The 14,647-nt window shown below is 31.0% G+C and carries 15 protein-coding genes; all 15 read right to left on the bottom strand.

Going from position 1 to position 14,647, the window contains the following annotated elements:
- Nucleotides 1-33: 33 nt before the first annotated feature.
- The 15 genes from ACYQ1U_RS04940 to ACYQ1U_RS04870 all read right to left on the bottom strand — a co-directional run bounded on the left by ACYQ1U_RS04940 (nucleotide 34) and on the right by ACYQ1U_RS04870 (nucleotide 14,518).
- Nucleotides 34-606: a class I SAM-dependent DNA methyltransferase gene (locus ACYQ1U_RS04940; protein ID WP_459884946.1), complete on the bottom strand. Its 573-nt coding sequence runs from the start codon at nucleotides 604-606 to the stop codon at nucleotides 34-36.
- Between the two features lie 138 nt (nucleotides 607-744).
- Nucleotides 745-1,686: a tRNA modification radical SAM protein MnmL/YtqA gene (mnmL, locus tag ACYQ1U_RS04935; RefSeq protein WP_459884944.1), complete on the bottom strand. Its 942-nt coding sequence runs from the start codon at nucleotides 1,684-1,686 to the stop codon at nucleotides 745-747.
- Nucleotides 1,687-1,736: 50 nt separating this feature from the next.
- Nucleotides 1,737-3,074 carry an amidophosphoribosyltransferase gene (gene purF, locus ACYQ1U_RS04930; RefSeq protein WP_459884942.1) on the bottom strand — a complete coding sequence of 446 codons (1,338 nt, stop codon included), beginning with the start codon at nucleotides 3,072-3,074 and terminating at the stop codon, nucleotides 1,737-1,739.
- Nucleotides 3,075-3,084: 10 nt separating this feature from the next.
- Nucleotides 3,085-3,846, bottom strand: a complete 762-nt coding sequence (dapB, locus tag ACYQ1U_RS04925; protein WP_459884940.1) for a 4-hydroxy-tetrahydrodipicolinate reductase — start codon at nucleotides 3,844-3,846, stop codon at nucleotides 3,085-3,087.
- Between the two features lie 2 nt (nucleotides 3,847-3,848).
- Nucleotides 3,849-4,748, bottom strand: coding sequence for a thioredoxin-disulfide reductase (trxB, locus tag ACYQ1U_RS04920; RefSeq protein WP_459884938.1), 900 nt, complete (start codon nucleotides 4,746-4,748; stop codon nucleotides 3,849-3,851).
- Between the two features lie 17 nt (nucleotides 4,749-4,765).
- Nucleotides 4,766-5,152: a hypothetical protein gene (locus ACYQ1U_RS04915; protein WP_459884936.1), complete on the bottom strand. Its 387-nt coding sequence runs from the start codon at nucleotides 5,150-5,152 to the stop codon at nucleotides 4,766-4,768.
- A 53-nt stretch (nucleotides 5,153-5,205) separates the two neighbouring features.
- Entirely contained in the window at nucleotides 5,206-5,529 is a 324-nt protein-coding gene (gene trxA / locus ACYQ1U_RS04910) for a thioredoxin (protein ID WP_459884935.1), read from the bottom strand.
- 59 nt (nucleotides 5,530-5,588) lie between these two features.
- Nucleotides 5,589-5,777, bottom strand: a complete 189-nt coding sequence (locus ACYQ1U_RS04905; protein ID WP_459884933.1) for a hypothetical protein — start codon at nucleotides 5,775-5,777, stop codon at nucleotides 5,589-5,591.
- Nucleotides 5,778-5,798: 21 nt separating this feature from the next.
- Entirely contained in the window at nucleotides 5,799-7,268 is a 1,470-nt protein-coding gene (locus ACYQ1U_RS04900; RefSeq protein WP_459884931.1) for an NAD(P)/FAD-dependent oxidoreductase, read from the bottom strand.
- Nucleotides 7,269-7,524: 256 nt separating this feature from the next.
- Entirely contained in the window at nucleotides 7,525-8,829 is a 1,305-nt protein-coding gene (nrfD, locus tag ACYQ1U_RS04895; RefSeq protein WP_459884929.1) for an NrfD/PsrC family molybdoenzyme membrane anchor subunit, read from the bottom strand.
- A gap of 9 nt (nucleotides 8,830-8,838) precedes the next feature.
- Entirely contained in the window at nucleotides 8,839-9,510 is a 672-nt protein-coding gene (locus ACYQ1U_RS04890; protein WP_459884927.1) for a 4Fe-4S dicluster domain-containing protein, read from the bottom strand.
- Nucleotides 9,511-9,513: 3 nt separating this feature from the next.
- The gene (locus ACYQ1U_RS04885) at nucleotides 9,514-12,171 is read right to left on the bottom strand and encodes a molybdopterin-dependent oxidoreductase (RefSeq protein WP_459884925.1); all 2,658 of its coding nucleotides are present in this window, start codon (nucleotides 12,169-12,171) and stop codon (nucleotides 9,514-9,516) included.
- Nucleotides 12,172-12,234: 63 nt separating this feature from the next.
- Entirely contained in the window at nucleotides 12,235-13,698 is a 1,464-nt protein-coding gene (locus ACYQ1U_RS04880; RefSeq protein ID WP_459884923.1) for a DUF3373 family protein, read from the bottom strand.
- Nucleotides 13,699-13,754: 56 nt separating this feature from the next.
- Nucleotides 13,755-14,102, bottom strand: a complete 348-nt coding sequence (locus ACYQ1U_RS04875; protein ID WP_459884921.1) for a hypothetical protein — start codon at nucleotides 14,100-14,102, stop codon at nucleotides 13,755-13,757.
- Nucleotides 14,103-14,179: 77 nt separating this feature from the next.
- Nucleotides 14,180-14,518: a hypothetical protein gene (locus ACYQ1U_RS04870; protein WP_459884919.1), complete on the bottom strand. Its 339-nt coding sequence runs from the start codon at nucleotides 14,516-14,518 to the stop codon at nucleotides 14,180-14,182.
- Between the last annotated feature and the right edge of the window lie 129 nt (nucleotides 14,519-14,647).

The raw sequence follows: 14,647 nt of genomic DNA, 5'->3' as shown, positions 1-14,647 counted from the left end.
GCAAGTTTTAAGTGGAAAGTGAAAAGTGGAAAGTTAAGTAAGTTTGATTAAGAATATTGGAAAATCTTTATGTTTTTTGACTTTGTGTATTATTTTATAATCAATATTCCATTCACTAAAATACTCTTTTAACTCTTCTTTGCTAAAACCAAAGTGCATTACATCCTCATTGCCATGAGTGTGAAAGCTTCCATCTTCTTTGTATAAATCTGCAATAAAAACTAAATTTGTAATCTCTTTTAGTTTTTTAGATAAAGCCTTAATATCTTTTATGTGATGAATTGTCATAGATGAAATTACCACATCAAACTTTTCATTAACTTCAAAAATATCTTTTATAAAAGCTTTTGCATTAAGTTTTTTTGCTTTTTCATTAAATTTTTTTACCATTTCTTTTGAAGTATCAATTCCAATTACTTCTTTTACAAAAGGAGCAATATTAAGTCCAACAAGCCCTGTTCCACATCCAAAATCTAATACTCTTTCTCTTCCTGTTAGGTTAGGTAAAATATTTTTAACGACACTTTTAGCAAGTTCTACACGTCTTGGTAAATCATCCCAAGTTAAAGCCTCTATATCAAATCTGTTTAATTTTTCCTTATACATTTTCCATTTCCTATTGAATTAAGGGTATTAAAGGCATTAGAGGTTTTAGAGGTATTAAAGGTGTTGAGCTTATTACTTGTACTAACCTCTATAACTTATACAACCCCTACTAACCCTTACTAACCTCTACTAACCTTTTTATAATTTTATTCCAGCTTTTTTTAAAGCTTTATGAATAGCACTCATTTGAGTTGATTTATATTTGCACCATTCAGGTGCAAGCAAATTTTCAGTCCCTGCTGTCATTCTTTGAATTGAGATGTTTTCTGGCAGCATTTTTATAGCTTTAATTAAAGTATCAATATATTCTTTTTCACTTATAGGAGTAAAGTTTCCTTTTTTGTATTCATTTGCTAAAAGAGTGTTTTCTGTAACGTATAATGGATGGAATTTAACTGAATCAATTCCTAAAGTTATACTATCCTCTACACTTTTTAGCATATCTCTTTGATTTTCTCCTGGGAGTCCAAAAATAAGATGTCCACATACATTAAGACCTATTGTTTTTGTTTTGTTTATAGTATCAATTACATTTTGAAAATCGTGACCTCTGTTTATTTTCTTTAGAGTTTCATCATTTGAAGTTTGAATTCCATATTCAACCCAAACTTCATATTTCTGACTTAAACTTTTTAAATATTCAAGAGTTTCATCAGTAATGCTATCAGTTCTTGTTCCTATACTTATTCCAATTACGTCTTGAAAGCTTAAAGCTTTTTCATATAAAGTTTTTAAAGTCTCAAAAGGTGCGTATGTATTTGTAAAGCTTTGAAAATATACAATAAATTTTTTAGCACCACAATATTTTTTTAAACTAGGAATTGTATTGTGAAATTGAAACTCAAGTGACTTTAATTGTTTTTTGAGCAGTGGATTTTCTTTAGAACTTAGATTTAGAGTAAATTTCTCCTTTGTAAAGTTTGGAGAAAAACTTTCATTTTCACAGAATATACATCCTCCTCTAGTAACAGTTCCATCGATATTTGGGCAAGTAAACCCTGGAATTGAAATAGGTACTTTTTTTACTTTAGTTTTAAATTTTTTCTTTAAATATTTTCCAAATGTATAAAGTCTATCCATTATACCTCTTTTTTGGTGTTTTATAACAAAAAAGAGAAAAAAAGTCTAGATTAAAGGATTGGATAATTGTCATCAAAACACGCAAAGCAGTAGTTCTCTTTTTTGTCTTTAATAGCTCTTGTCAGTCCATCAATTGATAAATATGCTAAACTATCAGCCTCAATATACTTTCTGATTTCTTCTACTGAATGACTTGAAGCAATAAGCTCTTCACGAGTAGGAGTATCAACTCCATAATAACAAGGTCCAGTTGTAGCAGGAGAAGCTATTCTCATATGAACTTCTTTAGCGCCTGCAACTCTAAGCATTCTTACTATTCTTCTACTTGTTGTACCTCTTACTATGCTATCATCAATTACTACAAGTCTTTTGCCCTCAATTTTATGTTTAATAGGACTTAGTTTCATTTTTACTTTTAAATCTCTAATCTCTTGAGTTGGTTCGATAAAAGTTCTACCTACATAGTGGTTTCTCATAATTGCCATTTCAAATGGAATTCCGCTCTCTTGTGCATATCCAAGGGCTGCTGCAACTCCACTATCTGGTACTGGTATTACCATATCAGCTTCAACTGGAAGTTCTTTTGCAAGTTCTCTTCCCATTTGTTTTCTAATGTTGTAAACATTTTTACCAAATACATTACTATCAGGTCTTGCAAAATAGATGTACTCAAAAATACATTGTTTTGGAGTAGGTTCAAAAATCATTTCACTTTTAATTTCACCATTTTCAAATGTAATCATTTCACCAGGTTTAATGTCTCTTACAAACTCAGCTCCAACTAGCTCAAATGCACAAGTTTCACTTGCAACAATGTATCCTCCTGATTTGATCTTACCAAGTGAAAGTGGTCTAAATCCAAATGGGTCTCTTATTGCAAACATTTTACTGCGAGATAGAATTACTAGTGAAAAAGCACCTTTTATTTTTTTTACAGCATCAATAATTCTCTCTTTAAGAGTTTGTTTTGTATAATTTTTTGCAATAAGATGAATTAAGTTTTCAGTATCCATATTTGTTTGGAATATTGCACCAATTTTAATTAGTTCATCTCTAATTTCTTTTGCATTAACTAAGTTTCCATTATGTACGATTGAAATTTCACCAAGACCATATCTTGCAAAAACTGGTTGAGCATCAAGTATTGAATCGTCTCCTGCAGTTGAATATCTTGTATGACCAATTGCCATATTTCCTTTTAATACATTAAAATGTTCTTCTTTAAATATTTGAGTAACTAATCCTCTATCTTTAATTGTGTGTATATTAACACCATCGCTACTTGAAATACCAGCTGCTTCTTGACCACGATGCTGCATAGCAAAAAGTGAATAAAAAACAAGTTTAGAAGCGTTTTCATTACCATAAATTCCTACTACTGAACACATAATTTATCCTTTATATTCCTAATGCATCATTAATCGAATAAAGTCCTGGTTTTTGATTAATAAGCCATTTAGCAACTTTAATAGCACCTCTTGCGAAAGTTTCTCTACTTGTTGCTGTATGATTTAGTTCTAAAAACTCCCCATCATTATAGAAACCAACAGTATGTCGACCTACAACATCTCCACCTCTAACTGCAAAAACACCTATTTCATCTTTACTTCTAGCTCCTACATGACCACTTCTTCCAGTTACCATTACATCTTTAAGATCAAACCCTCTAGCTTTTGCTGCACTTTCTGCAAGAGTTAAAGCTGTGCCGCTTGGTGCATCAACTTTGTATCTGTGGTGTTGTTCTACTATTTCTATATCAAAATCTCTAAGTTTCTCAGAAACAAGACTAACAAGTTTATTTAAAATAGCCACTCCAAGACTCATATTTGTTGCATATAAAACAGGAGTTAATTTAGCTACTTCTATTATTAAGTTTTTTTGATGATCATTAAGTCCTGTTGTTGCAATTACAAGTGGTTTTGGATTTTGGGTTGCAGCTTCTAAAAGTTTTTGAGTAGCAATTGGAGCTGAAAAGTCTATAACAATATCAGAATTTTCAAGCAGTGTTTTTGCATCATTTGTTATTACTGTATCTTTATCAAATTCAATTGTTTGCTGACCTTCAAACATTACTGCACCAATTTTAGCATTTTCTTCGTTTAAAATTTTTACAAGAAGTTTACCAACTCTACCTGTTGCACCAACGATTCCGTATTTCATTTTTATTCCTTTTCAATATATTTTATAGCATTTATTGCAGCAACTGTTCCATCTCCAGCCGCTGCTACTACTTGTTTTACGCTATTTTCTCTTATATCTCCTGCTGCAAAAAGTCCATCAAGAGAAGTTTGCATTTTCAAATCTACTTTAACTTCTCCATTTTTCTTAAGTTTAACTAAATCTTTTACTAATTCATTGTTTACTTTCATTCCTACAAAAACAAAAATACCATCTACATCTAACTTTTTATTTGAGTTTAAAATTATACCTTCTACAAACTCTTTTCCCAAGACTTTTTTAACTGTTGTATTAAAAATTATTTCAATATTTTTAGTTTCAAAAACTTTTTTTTGAGTAAGTGGAGCAGCTCTGAATTTATCTCTTCTGTGAATTAAATATACTTTTTTTGCAATTTTGCTGAGATACAGCGCTTCTTCTAAAGCTGTGTCACCTCCACCAATTACTGCTACTGTTTTATCTTTATAAAAAAAACCATCACATACAGCGCAATAGCTAACACCTCTTCCCGTAAACTCTTCTTCTCCTTCAATTCCTGCTCTTTTAGGGGTTGAGCCAGTTGCAACTATTACAGCTTTTGCTTTATATTCATTATTTGAGGTAACAATTCTAAATTCTCCATTCTCAATTCTCAATTCTTTAGCTTCCTCGCTTACTATTTCACATCCAAATTTTTTAGCTTGTTTTGGCCAACATTCCATTAATTCAAATCCAGATTTTATTTCACAAATTCCTGGGTAATTTTCAATTTCACTACTTGAAGTAATTTGACCACCGGGAGTTAATTTTTCTATTATTAATGTTTTTGCTCCAAGTCTGCTTGAATAAATTCCAGCACTAAGTCCAGCCGGGCCACCTCCAATTATTACTATATCATAATTCATTTTTTTCCTTTCATTTATCACTTTTCATTTATCACTTCTAATGGGCTGTCTTGTTTATATACAAGTTTATTATATTTTTTGATTTTCAAAACTACAGGGACTTCATAAATGTTTAAGTATTGAATAATTTTTATTATAGTATTTATTCCAGCAGTTGTATATATTACTCCTCTGTAGTTTTTTCTTTGTTGGAAAATATCAAGAGCTATAATTGGAGCATCTTTAGGTATTTTTTTAAGTAACGTGTTTAAATCAGACATTTTTGAGCTAAAAATCAACAAATAATATTCATTTTCTTTTGGCTCAAAAATATCTGTTTTTGTATAAAGTGTATTTTTATTAAAATCAATAAACTTGAAAGTCGAGAATTTATAATTATAGTAAAAGAAAAAAGCAGCTACCATTAATGCTCCAAAAAAGGAGCTAAAGGTATAGAAAATTTTATTTCTAAAGATTATTATTCTCCAAGAAGAGTGTTAATTTTATCTTCATAGAATTGTTTTGGAGCAGCTCCAATCATATTATCAACTAACTCACCATCTTTGAAGAATAAAACTGTTGGAATGCTTCTAATTCCAAATTGCATTGCTAATTCTTGTTGTTCGTCAGTGTTTACTTTACCTATTGCTACATCTTTATCTTTATACTCTTCTGCTAACTCTTCAATAATTGGTGCAATCATTCTACAAGGTCCACACCAAGGTGCCCAAAAATCCACTACTACTACTTTATTATTTTTAACTATATCTTCAAAATTATCTTTTGTGATTTCGATTGCCATAGTATATCTCCTTTTTTTTGTTTGTTATACATTATTATTATACCTTAAAAATTCAATTTTTATTCATTTATTGAGGCTGTTTTTTTAAATTTTAATGATAAAATAACAAATCGTATAAACTGCCAAATTATACATTTCCTTTTCCATCTTTCAAATGGAGTAGGGTACATTCCAAATTTAGTCTCATCATAAGCTCTTTTTTCCCATTCTTTTATTTTTAATCCTATTTGTGGACTTCTTATTGCCATTGTTTCTCCTTTATAAGTTTATTAGTCTGGTATTAACCACCAACCTGGTTTTGCTTTTGCTTTGTAAAGAAAGAGATAATGCATTAGCCATTTAAACCAGTGACCCGCACTTCCTACTTCACCAATTGTATATTTGATTTCTCTTCCAAAATCTGGATATTTTTTAAAATCAGGTATTGTTGGATATACAGACATACTTCCTGCAATTCCTCTAAAACCATAATTAATAGAAACTACACAAATACTTGCAATTTCTGCCATTGATGCTTTATGTTTAAATGATGGTTTTCCATCAAGTATCCATTCAGCAATGTTTAGGGCTGTAGCATGTGCCATAACAGCACTTGGCATACCTGTCCTTGGTGGAGCAGGAGTTAAAGGACGACCAGATTTTGTAGTATGAGGTTCGGATATTGGATGAGGTGGAGCAAAAGCAATTCCAATTGCAAATATATTAGGATAAGTTGGATTTTGTAGTTTCCTTGGCCAATCTTCACTACTCCATTCATGATACGGTTTTTTAGCACTTTCATAATCTGCATCTACTATCATTAATCCATTAGGCTTAAAAAGTTTATCGGTATAATCTTCTCCATTTGGGCCAACAGCTGTAATACCAACTCCACTAAATGGAGGAATTAACATTGCAAAATCATAATTTAATGTTTTTTCTTCACCTTCAAATGTTTCATAGTATATTTTTCCAGGTTCTATTTTATATATACTAGCTTTTGTAACCCAGTCAATTCCATACTCACTAAACATTGAACGAATTATATTATTTGTGTGTGTTATAAATCCATTGTTTTTGACATATGCACCGCCAAGTCCTAAATCACCAAGAAACATTTCATTCGTTATATATGTAACATCAATATAATCCATTAAATCAAGGTCATATACTAAAGAAGCGACATTCATAGCATATTCAACTGCTGCACCTTGACATGTACAACCACCATGTCCTAAACCAATTACAACTTTTTGTTTTTTACCTTTTTTAGCTTTTTCTATTATTTTTTTTAACTCTTCCCAAGCATGAGCTGCATGGTCATAGCTACATATTGATACTGTGTTTCCTGTATCAGGCCCAAGTCCAGGTGTTGCTGCAAAATTTAGTTTTGGTCCTGTAGCATTGATTAAGAAATCGTAATAAACTTTTTCTTTTTTACCAGCATCAGTACCTTTAACGTATTCAATAGTGACATAAGGTTTATTTTGACCAGCATCGCCTTCTGGATGAATACTAACAGCTTTTGATTGTTTGAATATAACTCCAAGTTTTTCGTATACAGGAGCTAACTCAAAATAGACTTGTTCTGGTTTCATATATCCTGTACCTACCCATATATTTGATGGTACCCATTGGTATTTTGAGTTTGGGGAAATAACGATAATTTCGGCTTTGTTTTTAAGTTTACGTTTTAAATTTAAAACTGCTGTATGGCCAGAAATACCTGCTCCTAATACTACAATTTTTGTTTTTGACATTTTATCACCTTTAATAATAGTTTAATTTAACATTCAATTAATTATAGCACTAAGGAAGATAAAAGGAGTGTTTATGTCTTAAATTAATGTTAAATTTATAACTATATTAAGAAAAAGTTATATACGAATAGGTATTTACTCCAATTAAAAATTAATACTAATTCTAATATATAAATATATTGCAATTGATATAAAATATTGTAAATTAAATTTATGTAAAGAAACTTTGAAAGTCCCGGGAGGGAGGAGAGAAAAATTAATGTTCTATGTGGTCATTAACGTTTCTAACGTCAAGTAGATTATCAAGAATAGAATAAATTGCAATACCAAGACCAAGACAACCAATAACTACTAATACTTCCATAGTATGAGGTGGAAGATAAGCCCAAGGTGTAACTTCTGCTAGATTATAAATACCTGTAGCTTCAGGACCATTATTAAATCTATCAGTCATTGGTACAATATTACCACCATAAATAAAAGTTTGTCTCATTAAAAATGTACCAATAATTGCACTAATTGCACCAAGAAGTATTGCAGATGGTTTTTTTGTTATGAATAAAATAAAAGGTACAACAATACCTAAAATAATCCATCCCCAATACATCCAGCTAATAGGACTGTTTTTCATAATTAAACTTATCCATTTAGGATCTACCACCATAAAATTTACTATTTCGTACAATGCTGCTATTACAATTAAAATAGTTCCCATTTTTGCTGAAGTTTGAACTAACTCTTCAAAATAAGGTTTGTTTTTTAAACCTAAAAAAGCAAATACAATTGCTCCAGCAATTCCAGTAATTGCACCGCTTACTAAGAAATAAATCCAAAGCATAGGTACATCAGTCCAAAGATGTCTTGGTGTGTTAAGGTTAAATAATAAACCTTGGATATAAAATTCAATTAGATCAATAACAATACCAAGTATAACTAAAACCCCAGCAAATTTTCTTGCTAATTCTCTTTTGTTTGTAATTAAAAAGTAAATTTCAATAAAAGTAAATGGAATATACACTGCATATAACGGTAACATTAACCACATACCACTTTGTGGTTGAGGATTTAATAACATCCAATAAATGTTTATTGGATTACCCCAGTCACTTGCGATTGAGATCATACCACCAAGTGCCATAGCAATACCAAAAGTCATAAGAGCTGCAGCAACTTTTGGAGCAATTTTTACTCTCATTAGTTCTGCTAGTGCAGTTAGGAAAATAAGTGCACTACCTCCATAAAGTAAAAATGTATATTGAGTAACAAAAATGCCCCAAGGTTCAGCTTTGTTTACTTCTTCTATGTGACGTAAATTGAAAATTTGTTCTTTAAGAGCTTCTGCAACAGCCTTTAGATGTTCACTACTTCCACCAGCTGCTGCAATTACATCGTTGTTGTTTACGAAAAAATGAAAAAATCTAAGTCCATAAAGTTGGATCCATCCAACAACTCCAATTGCAATTAATACATATGCTATTAGCATAGTTTTATTAAATAATAATTCCCCAATACTTACTTTTTTAATGTTTAATCCACAACATTGTTTGTACTCTGCACTCATTGTAGCTCCTTACGCTTTTTTCCACTCAGTTTTTTTAGCCTGAGTAGCCGCTTTATAAAGTGTTTTCATTTCTTCCCAAGTATGAATTTTTATTCCTTCACCAATTGTTCTTTTAGCATACTCTTCATCTTCAGGAACTAAATAGAAAAGTTTTGGAAGAGTACCTTCATTTTCTTTAAGTACAAAGAACTTTCTTTTTTCAAGTAATTTCACAATATCAGAATTTGGATCTTCTAAATCACCAAATGTTCTAACTTTAGTAGGACATGTTGCACTACATGCAGTTGTTCCATATTCTTGAATTCTTCCATCACAAAATGTACATTTATCAACTGAGTGTCTAGTTTCATCAATAAATCTTGCATCATATGGGCAAGCCTCCATACAACCTTTACATATAATACACATATCATAATCAACTTTTACAAGTCCACCATCAGCAAAATGACTAGCTCCTGTTGGACAAACTGTAACACATGGTGCATCAATGCAATGGTTACATTGAGATGGATAGAAATTTAAGAACATATCTGAAAGAGTTTCTCCTCCTTCAACTATACCAACCCATATTCTTTGTTTATCAGCACCAAGCATTACACCATTTTCATCTTTACATGCGACTTCACATGCTCTACAATCAATGCAGTTTTGGTATTCAAGTGCTATTGCGTAGTTTGCCATGGCTTACACCTTTCTTATTTTTACAAAAGTTTCGTTCATGCTTGCTGCACCAATAAATGGATCAACTCTGTCTTCTGCTATTTGTGCTTGAGAAACTCCATTATCATATCCTAGTGTAAATAGAGGAGATTGACTTCCAAGTCCAGTAGCTACAAAAATTGTATCTTTTCTAATTCTTTTTGTTGGATATACTTTTCCTCTAACTTTTGCGCCTTGTCTATTAACTAATTCAACTTCATCTTTAAACTTAACTCCAAGCTCGCGTGCCAGTTCATCATTAATCCAAATATAGTTGTAGTTCATTAGATCAAGTAGTAAGTAGTTATTTGGATGAGAACTTTGAGTAAAGTATCCGTGTCTTCCAATAACAAGTCTTACTTCTTTATTTTTTGGTTCCTCATACATACTATCACGCCATTTTGGAAGGCTTGTTACAATTTCAGTTTTGCCAGTAATTGGATTTTTGAATTTTTTACCAGCTATATTTTTAAGTGATAATTTAATGAACTTGCCTTTTTTAGGAACTATACAATAATCCTCTGGTAGAGTAGAGTATTTTTTATATAGTTCATAAATTAATTGATTTTTATTAGGTACATCTTTTTTGAAAACTTTTAGATGTTCATCAATAAGTCCATCTTCAATTGCTTTTTCTATTCCTGGCCAATATACTCCATATTCTTTTAAGATATGAGCTGCTTTTTCACCATATATTTCTTTCATTACTTCTTCATTGAACTCTTCTGGAGTTTTTTCATAAGCTGCACTTAATTTGAATGTAGCAATATCAAGACCATCTTCTCCAGCATGTTCAAGAATTTTTTCTACAAGATTTTCGTCTTTTATATCTGCTTGTAATTTTTCTTCATCGATTTCAAAATCATCTGTTAGATATTTTGCAATATTAAAGTCTTTTGGAAGTTCTACTTCAAGTTCATCTACATCCCAAGTATGTTTAAAAGTAATTGCAGCAAGATCTTTTTCAATTTTTTCACTTAATTCTTTTAAAATGTAATAAAGAGGTTTTGTTTTATAAAGTGGTTTAGCAGCTGCCCATCTTGCTCCAATCATAGGTTCTCTAAGTGTTCCAAATGATTTTAGAGGAGATGTTCTCTCAAGATATACCGTATCAGGTAAAATTACATCAGCATACATTGCAGTATCATTTGGTAATATATCAATTACTACTACTAAATCCATTGTATCAAACATTTTTTCAGTCAGTTCTCTACCCGGAACTGATTGGATAGGGTTTTCTCTATAAATAAACATACCTCTTACCGGATATGCATTTTCAGGTAGTTTTTCACCTTTTTTCCATTTTGTATTAATATCAAGTACTGTATTTCTAAAGATTTGCCAGCTACCTTTTCCAGGGTTTATTAAAGGATATGTATCTTTTGGAAGCATCGCTAAATCAATTCTTGGTTTTGCATTATCATAAATTGGAAAATCTTCATATTCATATTTTTCTGCTTTAAGGCCTCTATTTAATAAAATACCACCTGGTCTATTTACACAACCATGAAGTGCGTTAAAGATTGCTTGAGCTCTTCTAAACTCAAAATCTTGGAAATACCAAGTAGATTTTCTACTTCTATAACAATTAGCAGCACCTTTAAATTCTTCAGCTGCGTCGCTGAATTCTTTTGTAATTCTTTTTATTGTGTCAGCAGGAATTTCAGTAATTTTTTCAGCCCATTCAGGTGTATATTTAGCTCCTTCACCATTTGTAAAATATTCTTCAAGTTCAGCTAAACCATCTGCATATTTTGATAAATATTCAGTTTTATATGGAGTTTTATGATATCCTTTGTTAATTGTTTCGTTTATCATAGCAAGCATTAGTGCTAGATCTGTTCCAGGTTTAATTGGAATAAATTCATCTGCTCCAGCTGCTGTATTTGTATATCTTACATCAATGTAAACAATTTTTGCCCCTCTTTTGTGTCCCCTTCTAAATAGATCAAGTGTATCAGGAGTGACAATAGCTTCAGCTCTGTTTGCACCAAGCATTAATACATATTTTGATTTTTCAAAGTCAGCACTTCCCCAACTTCCATAAGTTAGTTTATTTGCAATAAATGCAGGGGCAAAACAAGTGGTAAAATGGTCTACAAAGTTATTACTTCCTATACCATTCATAAATGTAGCAAACATAGGTTCTTCTGCACCAGCTCCCGCACCAAAAGCAATCGTACTTCTGTTATCTTTTTCTTCATCTAAAATTTTTACTAATTTTTTTCTAATGTATTCATATGCTTCTTCCCAGCTAACTTCTTTAAATTTACCTTCACCCCTTTTTCCAACTCTTATCATTGGAGCTTTTAATCTGTCAGGGTCATATATCGCTGCAATTCCAGCATTTCCTCTAGCACAAGCAAAGCTTCTAGATTTTGTAAATAGAGGGTTTGGATCAAGTTTTTTAATTTTCCCATCTACTTCTCTTGCAATAAATCCACACATATTTACACACATTCCACAAAATGTTGGTGTGTAATTTGCATTTTTTATTTCATTTAGTTTTTCTTCTTTTGCATTTTCTGCATCCTCATAAGGACTTAGTGCAAATGCAGAAGTAGAAGCTAAACTTACTCCAGCTGCTGTTGCTGCTGAACCTTTTAGAAAACTTCTTCTTTTTAAGTCAACGATTTTTGACATTTACTCTCCTTTTTTGAAGTTACAACTAATTATAAAATAAGCCCAAATGGGCTTATAAAAAAATTAAAAGTTATATCTAATATAAGCTCTAATATCTGTTGCTTTTTCTACATAAACTTGTTGGTTTGGATCCCCTGCTAAACCAAAGAATGCATCACTACCTGCATAATCATATTTAATTATAGTTGCTCTAAGTCCCGCTGTTAAATGTGGAATAATTTCTTTATGATAATATAGGTCATATGCTTTACCTCTTACTGCTGCAATACTTCCAACTAATGTATCTTCTCCATAAGTCATACTTCTCCAGTATTTACTTCCTTTGACAAAATTTATACCCCATCTATCATTATCGCCAATTCCTGGCATATCAGCGCCAATCCACCAAGAAGTACCTGTTTCATTTTTTGGTGAACCTAGCATTTGTTTACCGCTAAATGGTCTTGTTTTAGACATTGCAAAAGATATAAATGCTTTTGTGTTATCAAGGAAGTCACTTATTTCATCACCAATTCCATCTGCTTTTAAAACAGCATTGAAACCGAAATAATTTCCTAGATCTTGCATAGAAGCATTAAAATTTTGTCCATTTTGAGCATTTAATGCATCTTGATTAGTTAAGAAATTGTATCCTTTCATATTCCATGCCCATACTGTTTCAGTCGATAAAGAGTATTGTCCATCATCATATGGAACTAGAATGAAGCCAGCGAAGTCAGTAATTTTTAAATTATCTTTTGAATAAGCAGGTGAACCATCATATGGCCATTTTCCTTTAGAACTTGAATATCCTCTACCAGCACAGAATTTAATCCAAGTTCCATAATCTTGCAGTGTTTCAGGCAATGCTTCATTGCCAACTTTGAAACTAAATCCGTCAAACTCCATATTAATTAAGTGAGCTAATGGACTTGCTGCTTGGTCATTTTCTCTTAGATTTGCAGGAAAACCATTTGTTGCAGGACGTCTACCTGCACTAAACATTAAAGCATTATCAGGACCAAAGTGATAGTTAAAAAATGCTTCTTTTACTCTAATGTTTGTATCATCAGGAGTTTCATTAGCTACCCATGAAATGTTATTATATGGAGAGTATTGAGTTTCACTATTCATACCGTAAATATTATTAGCTTCTATTTTTAAAGTTGCTTTTAAGTTATCACTTGGTTTTGCAACACCTGTTAAAATTACTCTATTTGTAAATATATTGTTGTAATATTTTTTTGAAGGTACATTTGGGTTAAAATTTGAGAATGTTACTGTACCATTAGGGTTAGGTGTTATAGTTGTATAACCAGCTCCATCTTTTGTTTTTTGATAAATATAATCAAATGTAGTTCTTAAATCAAAACTCCAAAATAGGTGATTATTTGCTACAATTGGGTTTACTTTATTTTGATTTGAGATAGCAATTTTTTTAAGTTCTGCGACTTGTTTTTCAAGATTTTTTATTTTTGCTTCTAAATCAGCATTATTCCCGGCAAAAAGCGCTCCTACTGCAAGTGTTGATAATAAAAACTTTTTCATTTTCACTCCTTTTTTTATTTTTTAAGTTTTTTTAGTTTAAAGAAAAAGAGGGGAGATTAAGAACAACCTGCTGGAATTTTCCCTTCCATAATTCCAACTAGGAAGTCTTCTAAGTCTTTTAGTTTCTTTTTCTTAATAATTTTTTCGATACCTTTTGCTGCTTTATCATATCCTGCTGCTTTTAGTTTTTCAACTAAAGGTTTTCCATTATCTTTGAATAATGCTTTTAACTCATCCACAGAATTTACACCTAAAATTTTTACAAGGTCTGTTGATTTAAGGTGAGATTTTTTCTTTACATATTTATTGTAATACTTAAATCCTTTGTTGTAATCTGCCATTGCTACAGATACGCTAAGACCTGCTACAACAGCTCCTGCTACTAAAATTTTTGCTAGTTTCATGTTTTCTCCTTTTTTTTTATTTATAACTCCACATTATAATTCTTTTTTCCTTAAAACTTTCTTAAAATAAGAAAAACTTAACTACAACCTAAAGGAATTTTTCCTTCATATACAGACTTTAAAAAAAACTTGAAACTTTTTTTATCTTTTTTTAAAATTTTTTTGATACCTTCAGCAGCTTTTGGGTTAAACTTTTCTACTTTTTCAACAATTTCTCCACTATCTATCAACTTTTCAAGTTCTTCGGTAGAATTGACACCTAAACTTTTTAACAACTGCGGCGCTTTTATCCCATATTTTGGGATATGTTTTACATACCTAATGTAAAGCTTATACCCTTTAACATAAGGGCTTAACCCATAAAGACTTGTTGTTAGTGTAATAAGCATTACACCTAGTGTTAGTTTTGATTTCATTCTCTCCCCTCATATGAATGAATTAGTATTCATTCATCACAAGTATTGTAACTCTTTAAACCTTAAACTTTTCTTAATATAAGAAAAATTTATAAAAAAAATTTGATATAATTTTAAAAAAAGGAAAAG

Source organism: Caminibacter profundus (assembly GCF_054657155.1).
This window is presented reverse-complemented; position numbering and strand designations above follow the sequence as displayed.

Excerpts from the sequence above, each read along its gene's own strand:
- purF (WP_459884942.1), bottom strand. The coding sequence starts at position 3,074 with ATGTGTTCAGTAGTAGGAATTTATGGTAATGAAAACGCTTCTAAACTT.
- ACYQ1U_RS04885 (WP_459884925.1), bottom strand. The coding sequence starts at position 12,171 with ATGTCAAAAATCGTTGACTTAAAAAGAAGAAGTTTTCTAAAAGGTTCA.
- ACYQ1U_RS04915 (WP_459884936.1), bottom strand. The coding sequence starts at position 5,152 with ATGGTAGCTGCTTTTTTCTTTTACTATAATTATAAATTCTCGACTTTC.
- ACYQ1U_RS04870 (WP_459884919.1), bottom strand. The coding sequence starts at position 14,518 with ATGAAATCAAAACTAACACTAGGTGTAATGCTTATTACACTAACAACA.
- mnmL (WP_459884944.1), bottom strand. The coding sequence starts at position 1,686 with ATGGATAGACTTTATACATTTGGAAAATATTTAAAGAAAAAATTTAAA.
- trxB (WP_459884938.1), bottom strand. The coding sequence starts at position 4,748 with ATGAATTATGATATAGTAATAATTGGAGGTGGCCCGGCTGGACTTAGT.
- dapB (WP_459884940.1), bottom strand. The coding sequence starts at position 3,846 with ATGAAATACGGAATCGTTGGTGCAACAGGTAGAGTTGGTAAACTTCTT.
- ACYQ1U_RS04900 (WP_459884931.1), bottom strand. The coding sequence starts at position 7,268 with ATGTCAAAAACAAAAATTGTAGTATTAGGAGCAGGTATTTCTGGCCAT.
- ACYQ1U_RS04880 (WP_459884923.1), bottom strand. The coding sequence starts at position 13,698 with ATGAAAAAGTTTTTATTATCAACACTTGCAGTAGGAGCGCTTTTTGCC.
- nrfD (WP_459884929.1), bottom strand. The coding sequence starts at position 8,829 with ATGAGTGCAGAGTACAAACAATGTTGTGGATTAAACATTAAAAAAGTA.
- ACYQ1U_RS04905 (WP_459884933.1), bottom strand. The coding sequence starts at position 5,777 with ATGGCAATAAGAAGTCCACAAATAGGATTAAAAATAAAAGAATGGGAA.
- ACYQ1U_RS04940 (WP_459884946.1), bottom strand. The coding sequence starts at position 606 with ATGTATAAGGAAAAATTAAACAGATTTGATATAGAGGCTTTAACTTGG.
- ACYQ1U_RS04890 (WP_459884927.1), bottom strand. The coding sequence starts at position 9,510 with ATGGCAAACTACGCAATAGCACTTGAATACCAAAACTGCATTGATTGT.
- ACYQ1U_RS04875 (WP_459884921.1), bottom strand. The coding sequence starts at position 14,102 with ATGAAACTAGCAAAAATTTTAGTAGCAGGAGCTGTTGTAGCAGGTCTT.
- trxA (WP_459884935.1), bottom strand. The coding sequence starts at position 5,529 with ATGGCAATCGAAATCACAAAAGATAATTTTGAAGATATAGTTAAAAAT.